At 44.6% G+C, this 12083-nt stretch carries 9 protein-coding genes; all 9 read right to left on the reverse strand.

Annotation, left to right across the window (positions count from 1 at the left end; all coding sequences use genetic code 11):
- Positions 1-175: 175 nt before the first annotated feature.
- Entirely contained in the window at positions 176-1243 is a 1068-nt protein-coding gene (locus JL57_RS12510; RefSeq protein WP_034142387.1) for an HD-GYP domain-containing protein, read from the reverse strand.
- 195 nt (positions 1244-1438) lie between these two features.
- Positions 1439-2821: a sodium-dependent transporter gene (locus JL57_RS12515; RefSeq protein WP_034142388.1), complete on the reverse strand. Its 1383-nt coding sequence runs from the start codon at positions 2819-2821 to the stop codon at positions 1439-1441.
- 680 nt (positions 2822-3501) lie between these two features.
- Positions 3502-5289 (reverse strand): adenine deaminase, encoded by a 1788-nt coding sequence (locus tag JL57_RS12520; RefSeq protein WP_034142389.1) that lies wholly within the window; start codon positions 5287-5289, stop codon positions 3502-3504.
- Positions 5290-5421: 132 nt separating this feature from the next.
- A complete protein-coding gene (locus tag JL57_RS12525; RefSeq protein WP_034142390.1) occupies positions 5422-6753 on the reverse strand; it encodes a 5'-deoxyadenosine deaminase in 1332 nt (443 codons plus the stop codon).
- A gap of 247 nt (positions 6754-7000) precedes the next feature.
- A complete protein-coding gene (locus JL57_RS12530) occupies positions 7001-8368 on the reverse strand; it encodes an NCS2 family permease (RefSeq protein WP_034142391.1) in 1368 nt (455 codons plus the stop codon).
- A gap of 118 nt (positions 8369-8486) precedes the next feature.
- Complete coding sequence (locus tag JL57_RS12535) at positions 8487-9494, reverse strand: xanthine dehydrogenase family protein molybdopterin-binding subunit (RefSeq protein WP_034142392.1); 1008 nt, start codon at positions 9492-9494, stop codon at positions 8487-8489.
- A complete protein-coding gene (locus JL57_RS12540) occupies positions 9491-10756 on the reverse strand; it encodes a xanthine dehydrogenase family protein molybdopterin-binding subunit (protein ID WP_034142393.1) in 1266 nt (421 codons plus the stop codon). Before JL57_RS12540 ends, JL57_RS12535 begins: the two co-directional genes overlap by 4 nt.
- On the reverse strand, positions 10753-11220 hold the full coding sequence (locus tag JL57_RS12545; protein ID WP_034142394.1) for a (2Fe-2S)-binding protein: 468 nt from the start codon (positions 11218-11220) through the stop codon (positions 10753-10755). The genes JL57_RS12540 and JL57_RS12545 overlap by 4 nt, the downstream gene beginning before the upstream one ends.
- Positions 11217-12059, reverse strand: a complete 843-nt coding sequence (locus JL57_RS12550) for a xanthine dehydrogenase family protein subunit M (protein WP_034142395.1) — start codon at positions 12057-12059, stop codon at positions 11217-11219. The genes JL57_RS12545 and JL57_RS12550 overlap by 4 nt, the downstream gene beginning before the upstream one ends.
- Positions 12060-12083 lie beyond the last annotated feature (24 nt).

Below are 12083 nucleotides of genomic sequence, written 5' to 3' on the forward strand. Positions count from 1 at the left end.
CTTAATGATCTATTACTTAATGATCTATTACTTAATGATCTATTACTTAATGATCTATTACTTAATGATCTATTACTTAATGATCTATTACTTAATGATCTATTACTAAATCATTATTCATCTACTTGTGAACAAATTCACCATTAAGCCTCATTTATAAATACCGGTAAAAAACTTATCGATTATCCACCGCGACGATCATCAGTGAGGGATATTCTGCCAAATTATAATCAATGGGTAACGGCAGCGTTTTCTCATTTTCGTAAAAAACTCTCACAAAGGGACGATTCGGAAAAGCAGTATTTTGTTTTACAACATTCCCTCTTTGACCATTACTCAAGAGAATACCAGACCCAGAGGGATAAACGGAAATATGCTTTTTAAAGATTTCAATGATTCGCGGCTCAAAATGTGTATTCGCTTGAGAAACAATATATTCATAGGCCTCATTCGGCTCAATAGCCTTCCGATAAACTCGTTTGCTTGTTAGAGCTTCATACACATCTGCTACAGCCGCTAACCTGCCGTACTCATGGATTTTGCTTCCTTTGAGCCCCCTAGGATAACCATTCCCATCCCATTTTTCTTGGTGCTGAAAAGCAACATGAGCAGATAGTAAACTAAAGTCGTGGTTTTTACGAAGAATTTCAAATCCATTTGTCGTGTGCTTTTTGATTTCCTCAAATTCTTCTTCGGTTAGCGGCGTCTTCTTATTTAGAATTTGCGCTGGGATCATGATCTTGCCTATATCATGCATGAGAACACCCATACCCAGTTCTATCAACTTCTGTTCAGAATATCCAGAAGCAATTCCCAATACGAGTGAAATAATGGTAGTGTTGACTGAATGGTGAAACGTGTAATCGTCATATCCTTGAATCTCCGATAAGTTTCCCAGAATATCAGTGCTATACAATAGATCATTGATCATTTCTTGAACAGTCGAGCGAACGTTTGCCACAACGAAAGAACTTTGCAAACCACTTTCAATGTAATTGCTCACATTTTGAATTGTCTTATACGCTACCTCACGGGTTTGACCTGTAATTGCTAAATGAAATTCCACGTCATCCAGTCGATCGTCCTGAATAAATAAGACATCATAACCCATACTTATTAATCGGTCAATATATGAAGCAGTCACGCGTATTCCAGACTGTAATAAAATCCTACCAGAAGAGTTGATCACTGGTCGTGCAAGAATAGATCCTTCCTGAACATAACGAGTATTTACCAAACGCATTGATCTTTCACCCTACCCAAAATTCGTCTTATTTGCCTCTAAACGATTTAGTTCGGCAAAATTCCCTAAAAACCTTTAGGGATTAAGCTGTTTCAAAAATTTTTCCCTTTAGTCCTATAAGACACCTCGCAATCCTTGCATATGCACAGAAATCGACTTTTCTTAGCAATTGCTCTTAGTTTTTTTTAAAACAATTTAAAATTGAATAACTTTTAGACCCGCTAAAAGAACTAAAGTTATCCCGACTGGAACAATAAATCTGACTAAGAACAGAAATATCGAGGCTAATCCCATATTTTTAATTTGACCATTATTTGAGATTTCCTGATAAACTTTGTCCTGCCCCCACTGCCAGCCCACAAATAAGGCAATAAAGATGCCCCCTAGGGGAAGAAGTACATTAGACGTCGTGAAGTCATAGAAATCAAAGAAATTCATAGAAAAGACTGTGACATTAGCCAAGATGCTGTTAGAAAGAGTCGCCGTCGATCCTAGTAGACCTATGCCAAAAATAGTTAACAAAGTGGCATTTCGCCTTGACCAATGGTACTGCTCTGTTAGATAGGCAACCGGAACTTCCAGTAAAGATAACATGGCTCCGGTAGCAGCTATTGCCGTTAAGACAAAAAACAAGACCATAAAGACACTGCCAAAGGGCATGGAACTAAAGACCGTGGGAATGGTGATAAACAGCAACGGTGGTCCCGCATTCGGTTCAAACCCAAAAGCAAAGACAGCCGGGAAAATGGCAATACCCGCCATTAGAGAAACTAACGTATCCGCAAGAGCCACCTTAAGGGCCATCTTGGGAAGGTTTTCATTCTCACCCACATAACTACCGTAGGTGATCATGGCACCCATTCCAACACTCAGCTTGAAAAAAGCTAAGCCCAAGGCAGCTAAAACCACACTAACGGTTATCTTTGAAAAATCAGGTTTAAATAAGAAGGAGAGTCCCTCTGCCGCGCCTGGGAGGGTCAAAGATCGGATATCTATAACTATAAGCAGGATAAAGAGTAGTGGCATCAGAATTTTTGTTACCCGTTCAATTCCCTTGGTCACCCCAGCCATGATGATGGCTCCAGTCACAAGTAAGACAAACACTTGCCAAAACAAGGGTTCCCCTACTCCAGACACAAGTGTGTTAAAGACAAGAGATGTTTCTTCTGGCTTGGTGGAAAGGAGTGTCCCACCAGCCGCTTTAAAGATATAAGCATAAACCCATCCAGCAACACATGTGTAGAAGGCCATAATTAAGAAGGCGCTTAGCACTCCTGCACTTCCCACTAAGTACCAAGGTTTTCTTGGTTGCAAAGCTTTGAAAGCCCCAACTGCATTCGCTTTCGTGTGACGACCAATCAAATGTTCAGATAACATCACCGGCAAACCCATCACAGCGAGACACAATAAATAGACCAATATGAAAGCAGCGCCGCCATTTGCCCCTGTGACATAAGGGAATTTCCATATGTTACCCAATCCAACCGCGGAACCGAGTACAGCCGCGATGACACCAATACTACTTGAAAAACCTTCACGTTTTTTTGGAGTTTCTTGTTTCAAAAATAGCACCTTCATTTCTTATCAATTTCTCTAATTTCCTTAAGTATTTCTCCTTGTTGTTGATCTTCTTACTTGCATTTCTTAGTCACTTTTCTAGTTTACTTATATCCGACTACATTCGTTATTATATTACCTTCTTTTCAACTAAACTACACGTTTCGACGCGTCAACAACTTTTAAATCATACCTAAAAAGCCTTCTCCCGTCAAATTATTCTTTACCGAAGAAGGCTTTTCTATCATTATTTATAATCTTTAAACATGTTCTTCAGTAATCGATTTTACGATCGTAGCCGAAAGCCCCTGACTTCAGTCACGGGGATGATGGCGGCCTCATCGTTCAATAAAAAATCATTAAACAGAACACATCCAACAGTGCCTTGAAACCTACTCGAGATTCAAGACACTTCACGATAGAGAGATTGAACGACTAAAAACCTCAACGAACCGTAAACTAGTCAGCATGGGAATTTAACTAACCCCAAAAAAGCGTCATGATACGGGCGTCATACTACCGCTAATATGGTCAATGGACTGTTTGGTAGTAAAATCTTAGGGAAATCTCTGGATCACCCCGCGTGGTGACAGACCAGTCCTTATATGTTGTACCTTGCCGATGAAATACCATGCCAGTAAGCGAGAGTAGATCGGAAGTCTATGTACCTAAGAACCCGCCGACTTTAGTCGCGCGGAGTATCAGAAAACTGTCTCCGTCAGTCGAAATTGATCCACATCGACCAGACCTAAATCTGTTATCTTCAATTCTGGAATCACAGGCAGTGAGAGAAAGGCTAAAGTCATAAAAGGATCCACGTTCTTACTGATTCCTAGAGTTAGTGCTTGCTCGTGTAACTCATCTAGGATTTGGGCAACTACTTCGGCATCCTGGTCCGTCATGAGACCCGCAATCGGCAAGGAGATCTTCCCGATTACCTGATTCCCATGAACCAGACAAAGCCCTCCACCCATTTCTACGCAAGTCTGGATGGCTAGATTCATTTCTTCATCGCTCATACCTACGACCACTAGATTGTGAGAATCATGGGCTACAGTAGAAGCAATAGCTCCTTTATCCAAGCCTAGTCCTTCCACAAATCCGACACCCACATTTCCTGTTCCATGATGACGTTCGAGCACCGCAATTTTCGCTATTTTCTGAGTAGCATCTGTTTGAACAAATCCGTCTTTGACTGGAAGTTTCCGTACCAAGGCTGAAGTAACTAGGGAATGACCTTGGACCCCAATAACCTGGACCTGGGCGAAACTTGGATCTTTAACTTGATCTGTACCTGGATTTATACCTGGATCGGAATCTGGATCTAACTCAAGATCTAGATTCCGTTTCTCTGATACTCTAAGTTTTGCAGGAGACCAATTCCCAAGATGTACACTTTCCGTGAGTTCTGAAACACTAAAGTGTGGAAACCGTGGACGCTCCCCTCTAGTACTTTGTTTTACTCCGCGCCAATACACTTCCTCAATTTCAAAGCGATCTAGGTCTTTTAAAATGACAAAATCCGCTTGATACCCAGGAGCAACTGCACCCAAGCCACTAAGCCCAGTTGCCCGAGCTGCATTAATGGTCGCCATTTGAATGACTTGGATTGGGTTCATCCCTGCTTTAATTGCTAAACGTACCAGATGGTCAATGCTTCCTTCATGGATTAGATCAGTGGGATGACGATCATCCGTTACCAAAAGGCATTGTCCAGAGTTTTTACTCGTCACTGCCGGTAAGAGGTCCAAGAGGTTTTTAGCGGCGCTGCCCTCTCGGAGCATAACATGGAACCCGCGGCGTAAACGGTCTCTCATCTCTTCAACCGTTGAGCATTCATGTTCAGTATGTATTCCAGCCCGATAATAGGCGTTGAGATCCTGCGCTGATATTCCGGGGGCATGACCATCCTTAAAGGAAAGAGGTAGTTCTAACTTTTCCACCATGTCAGGTAGTGCTTCGATTACCCCATGAAAATCCATAACTTCCCCAAGACCTATTACTCTAGGATGTTCTAAAAACTCGGATAAATCCTTTGCTCCAAGTCTAGACCCAGATGTTTCTAAGCTTGTCGCAGGAACGCAAGAAGGTAGAGCAACATAGGCATTAAAGGGTAAGGTATCGAGACTATCGAGTATGTAACGAATTCCTTTGGTCCCCATAACATTGGCGATTTCGTGAGGGTCAACGACAGCCGTTGTTACACCGTGAGAAAGAAGGAGTGAACAGAATTCTTCAGGACTGAGCAGCGAGCTTTCGATATGAACATGTCCATCGATCAAGCCAGGAACAACATAATTCCCGTTCAAATCCAATTCCATTTCCGCATCATTAAACGTTCCAATTCCGACGAAGTATCCTTGATGAATACCGATTTCCGTTTCATGAATTTCACCCGAAAAAACATTGACTAACCTAGCCCTTCTCAGAACCAAGTCAATCTTTACCAGCCCCCGGGCCTCATCCATTCGCTGCCTAAAACTCGACATGCTTATCTACACTCCTATCATACTGACTTCCAAATACAAGTCAGGGACGGTTCTTAAACTTGCATTTAAGAATCATCCCTGCTTCCTTAGACGTTGCACATGGAAATGGACTTTGTGTGCCATACAAGTCCCTTACGCAAGTCCTACACGCTTCATGACACGGTTTAGACTCCGTGTCGAGCTCTCTTTAAGCCGAGGAACGTCGATCGTTAGAAGCTGTCGGTCTTTCATCACAATTTGTCCATCCACCATCGTAAGGCGCACATCGGATGACGTTACCTGATAGACAAGTTGTGAATAAACATCGACATGTTCGTTAGGCCAAGTGTGTAACCCCTGTAAGCTCACCACTGCCAAATCCGCTTTTTTCCCAACTTCCAAACTTCCCAAATCATGTTCATGACCTATAGCCCGTGCCCCGCCTAGTGTGGCTAATTCAAATACTTGATGGGCTGGCATGACGGTCGGTCCGTGAAGGGGTTTTTGGATCAAGGCTGCGTGACGCATCTCTCGGAATCCATCGAGATTATTATTGCAGGGTGCCCCATCTGCAGCTAAGGATACCTCTGCTCCGCGTTTGATAAGTTCTGGAATCGGCGCAATTCCTGATGCCAATTTCAAATTTGAAGAAGGGCAGTGGGAAACTCTCGTTTTTGTCCGGGTCAAAATTTCTTTTTCTGCTTCATCCAGCCAGATACAGTGTGCTAAGATCAACTTTAGACCGGTCAGCCCAACTTTGTCCAAATAAATAATATTACGCATCCCCCGTGTACTCTCCACAATCTGAATTTCCGAACGGTTTTCAGAGGCGTGGGTGTGCACAAAGGCGTTTTTCTCACGAGCAATTCGTGATACTTCATTTAATAATGTATCGGTACAGGAAATAACAAATCGAGGTGTAAACGCCACTTCGAGGCGGCCATTCCCTTGCCCGTGATATTTCTCATATAAGTTGACGCTTTCTTGTAAGGAATCTTCTGTCGATTCTTGCAAGGAACTTGGTATATCACCATTGCAATCATCCATCATAACCTTTCCACTGAGAGCTCTCAAACCACTGGAGAGGATAGCCTCAAAGGCATGTTCCGTATGATGCACAGTTTCCATGTCTACAATTGTCGTCGTTCCTCCAAGGAACAATTCACCAATTCCAAGTAATGCCGAATCAAATAAAGATTCTGGGTCATGTCCACCTTCTAGCGGCCAAATTTTTAGTTTCAGCCAGTCTAATAATTCTAAATCATCGGCCTGTCCTCGAAATAATGTCTGACATAGATGAATGTGAGTTTGAATCAAACCGGGAATTAACAGGTCACCACGAATGTCAATCACCTGATCGGCTGGCTGTTCAATGACTCCTCCAACTGCCACGATCCTTGATCCGTCGACAAGCAGATCACCCTGAATAATCTCACGATGTGCATTCATAGTCACAATATTTGCATTTTTAAAGAGAATACGCATCCTATTCCATCCTTCCCCTTTATACGAAAGCGACCGAAAGGCGCCAAGCGTTAGGTTTACCTAAGACTATATAAAAGTCCGAGATTAATAATACGAGCTGGGTTAAAGTTTATTTAGTAAGCCGCACGTCAATATAGCTCCTAAATTAGATTAACTATACTTCATATAGACCAAAAATTATACCAAAATTTTCTATATGGAGAGATGTGTTCCTGCCACATCTCTCCAAACTACTTTGCAAGTTAGATTAATGACCACCGATAATAAAGTGGATGATAAAGAGCACCGTGAAGACATACATAACCATATTGTTTTCCTTATGCCTGCCGCTCACTAATTTGATGAGGGTGTAAGACATAAATCCAAACGCGATACCTTGGGCTATCGAGAAGGTTAGAGGCATCATGACGATGGTCATGAAGGCAGGCAAAGCTTCTGTAAAGTCTTCAAAATTAATCTGGACAACTTCAGCCATCATCAAGACACCCACCAAAATTAGAACAGGTGCAGTTGCTTGTCCAGGGATCAATCCAACTAGAGGAGCAAAAATAAGGGAGACAAAGAATAGACCTGCTACGGTAACTGCAGTCAGTCCGCTTTTGCCGCCCTCAGCAACACCGGAGGCACTTTCAATATAAGACGTTACTGTAGGAGTTCCCACGGCAGCTCCGAACATCGTTCCCACTGAATCTGCCATCAAAGCTTTTCCAGCACGGGGCAAATTCCCGTTCTTGTCTAATAGACCGGCTTTACGGGATACTCCAAGCAAGGTACCGATATTATCAAACAAGTCTACAAGAGTAAAGGCAAAGAGAATTGAAATGAAACCATAACTAATAGCTCCTAAAATATCCAGCTCAAAGGCCACTGGTGCAATGGCTGCCAAAGGATTGGTCATTGAGATAAAACTGGATATTCCAGTTGGATACGGAGAAACGCTCATTATCATACTCAACAATGTCGTAGCTACGATACCGATCAACAAACCGCCTTTAACTTTCCTAGCGATCAACGCGCCCGTAAAGATCAGACCGAAGACAGTAACGATAACGCCCGCTGACTTCATATCGCCTAATTTTACAAACGTGGCCTGGTCAGCTACAATAAGCCCACCGTTTTTAAGTCCAATAAATGCAATAAACAAGCCTATTCCTACCCCGATAGAAATCCGTAAGACGGGAGGGACACCCTCAATAATCCACTCTCGAACTTTCGTGACCGTCATGAGAAAGAAGACAACACCTGAAATGAAAACTGCACCAAGTGCTGTTTGCCAACTAAGCCCCATGCCAAGAACAACAGTGTACGTAAAGAAGGCGTTAAGACCCATTCCCGGTGCTAAGGCAATCGGATAGTTGGCATACAAGCCCATAATCAGGGTACCAAATGCTGCAGCGATGGCTGTGGCGGCAAAGGTGGCACTAATCGGCATCCCGGCGTCCTTTAAAATTATCGGGTTAACAAACAAAATGTAGGCCATGGTAACAAATGTGGTTACCCCCGCCAAAACTTCTGTTCGTACATTAGAGCCTAATTCGTTAAGGTGAAAGAACCTTTCTAAAAAGCCTTCTGGTTTGTCTGACGGCGGATTCTTCTTATTTGTAACGGTTGACATGAACAGCCCTCCCATTAAAATAGGATTTTTTATCATTTTCTTCATTTCTACTTGGGTAGTTTAAGCTAAACCTACTAGTTTTATTAAACTAAGTGTGGCGTCTTGCTGCGGATGGATTTTACGGTTCTCCCATACCCTCCTTCTTCTCTGCAAGTGCTAGCAGAATTTTTTCTGGCGTCGCTGGTAATGATGTGATCCTCACTCCCACAGCGTCATCAATAGCATTGATGACCGCCGCAACCGTCGGAAGCATTGCGGGTTCTCCAAGTCCCTTGGCGCCGAAGGGACCCGTGCATTCTGCTTCTTCTACAAAAAAGGCTTCTATATTAGGCACATCTAAGGCCGTGGGAATCAAATAACTCGATAAGGCTGGGTTCTTGATTTTCCCCTCCTGTAACTCCAGCTCCTCAAGCAATGCATAGCCAATTCCTTGAGCTATACCGCCAGCAATTTGTCCTTCGACTTGTGTAGGGTTGAGGGCTTTTCCTACATCATGAACAGCGACGACCTTAAGGACATGAACCATCCCTGTTTCAGTATCTACCTCCACCTCAGCTACCTGACAGCCAAACGCATAAGGCCAGTACGGTGCTCCCTGCCCGGTTTCAGGATCTACCGGAGTTGAACGCGCTGTCGAACTTTCTGCACTAATAAAGCGCTCACCTTGCAAACGCGCCTGAAAGACCATTTCCTCGAGAGGCATTCGACGGGATGGATCTCCTTTGACTCCTATAAAGCCCTCTTTCAGCTCGATCCCCTCAGCCGTTGGACAAGAAAACTTGTGAGCAGCATAATCCAGTAAACTAACTTTTGCTTGACGAACTGCTCTTAAAACAGCATTCCCCGTATTGTAGGTTTGTCGAGTCGCGGCGGTTGTCCCCGAATCCGGTGTAGCATCCGTGTCAGCAGAATAGACACAGATATCCTGAGCTTGAAGTCCAAGTTCTTCGGCAACGATTTGAGCATAAATCGAATTACTTCCCTGACCCACGTCGACCGCCCCTGTCAGGACCGTCGCTGAGCCATCATCATGAATTTCCACATAGGCACTCGAGACGTCTGGGAAGCCATTCCCATAACCTGTCCCATACCAGGCACAGCCTAGACCGATTCCCCGCTTTTTCATAACCTGTCCTCCCCCTTTTGGAGATAGGGTGCGATTTTTGCCAGACACTGATCAAGTGGGATGCTACCTGTTAAAACTTGCCCAGTGGCTGTTGTACTTCCCATTTTAAAATGATTGAGTAAGCGAATTTCGAGGGGAGTAATCCCCAACGCCTTGGCCAAGAGATCCATTTGACTCTCATAGGCTAGGACTGTTTGAGCCGCTCCAAAACCACGCATTGCTCCTGAATAGGGGTTGTTGGTGAAGACAGCATAACTATCAATGGACACGTTCGGAATGACATAGGGTCCGGTAGCATGTACGGCAGACTTACGCAAAACATTGATACTCCAGGATGCATAAGCACCAGAGTCTCCAATGATTTTTGCTTCCATGGCCACTAGTTTGCCTTCCTTAGTTGCCCCAGTCTTATAATGCATCCGCATCGGATGGCGTTTCGAATGAGAATAAAACGACTCGTGCCGAAGATTTTCCATTTTTACAGGTCGGAGCGTTGTCCAAGCTACTAAAGCGGCAATAATCTGGAGCGAAATGTCTTCACGTCCTCCAAAAGCCCCGCCAACTGCTAAGGTTTTGACTTGGACTTGGCTAAAGCGGAGTCCTAATGCATGGGCTATTTCGCCTCTGTCATAGTGGGCGTATTGGGTTGCAGTCTGTACTACCATGTGTCCTCGTTCATCTACATAGGCGAGCACTGCCTCAGGCTGCAAAAAGGCATGGTCGACATGTTGGGTATTATAGTCGTTCTCTATCACCACATCTGCCAAAGCCCAACCTTCTTCCATCGTTCCGCGGCGGATTGGCATATGGTAGAGGACATTAGTTGGCTTGATCTCGGGATGAAGAGGGAGCGCCTCTGGCAACATAGCCTGCTCTGGTTCGAAAACCGCAGGTAGCACTTCGTAATCAACTTCAACGAGTTTAGCAGCAGCTCTGGCAATTTCAAGAGTTTCAGCACCTACCACGGCGACTGGGTCTCCGACCATGCGTATATACTCCGCTAAGACCGGATGATCACGGAAAAGCACACCATGGGAATTATGCGGAACATCCTTTGCCGTTAAGACTGTGACCACACCCTCTAACTCCATCGCCTTATCGGTCAGGATTTTGCGAACCCGAGCGTGGGGATAGGGGCTTCGTAGGATGACTCCATAGAGTTGATCCGGCAAATTCACATCCGCTGGGAATCTGGTCTGTCCGAAAACTTTCCCCCACGCATCTTCTCGGATAACACGGGAACCCACTACGTTCGTGTTCATTGTTTTCCCTCCTGAGAAGCTATTTTAACGGCACGCAGGATTTTATCATACCCTGTACAACGACAAAGATTTCCCGACATGGCCACAGATATTTCATCATCACTAGGCTGCGAATTCTTATCGAGGAGGTTTTTAGCAGAAAGCACCATCCCCGGCGTACAAAAACCACATTGTACCGCACCAACTTCGACGAACGCTTTTTGAACCGTATGAGGCTTGTGCCGATTCCCTACTCCTTCAATCGTGGTAATTTCACTTCCATTCGCTTGAGCAGCGAGAACTAGGCAGGAGTTGACGGTTTTCCCATCGATGATAACGGTACAGGCACCACATTCTCCTTCGCCACATCCCTCTTTTGTTCCCATCAGACCTAAGCGATTGCGCAACACATCGATTAAACGTTCCTTGGGATCGATGTTTAAGGTATAGGGCTTGTTATTGACAACTAGTTTCATGTCCATCATGCCTTTAAACCCCCTTCTGGAATGAATGAAGCAAGTGCCTCTCTAAAGACCCCGGCTACCGCTACCCGTTTATACGGAGCTGACGCTCGAGCCCCTAAAGCTTCCCGAACAATCCTTTGTACTTGTTCGACCCCTTTTTCGATCCAAGCCTCATTTATTTCCTGACCGCTCAATTCTTGAGCGAGAGATTCACTTAAGAACGCCCGTCTGCCCACTGCGCCCAAAGCGACTCGGACATCGGTAGCCAGATCACCCTCTATTTCGATTGCCACTGCGACACTGAGACGAGCAATGGCTAAAGCACGTCGTCGACCTAGCTTTGCAAACCCACTTTGTAAACCTTTTAAAGGAATCCTGAATCCCCGGATGAGAGTATCCTGGGTAAGAAGTGGCGTACGACTTAATAATCGTTCTAAAGAAACTACCTCGTCCCCGTTCCCTGAAATTAGCTCAACCTCTGCACCCAATGCTAGCAGCGGTGGTAGACCGTCAGCGGCAGGCGAACAGTTGCCCAAATTCCCACCAAGAGTCGCTTGATTACGAATTTGAGGAGAGCCCATCGTTTGGCAAGCGAGCCAGAGAGCATGGGCATGCTTATCAATAAGTTCGTTTTGTCCCAGTTCAGCAAACGTGGCCATACTGCCAATCTCTAAATACTCTGGCGTTTTCCGAATTAATTTCAGCTCAGAAATTTTGCCGAGATCAATGAGGGCGATCGGCTGAATTTTACCTGTTTGCATATGAAGTACTAGATCGGTTCCCCCAGCCAAAAAGTCAGCCTCGGATGTCCGGGCAATTTCCACAGCTTCTCTCACGCTCTGCGGTTGAAAATACTTCATTTTTTCCCCACCCCCTCAATATTT

This window comes from Desulfosporosinus sp. BICA1-9 (assembly GCF_000802135.1).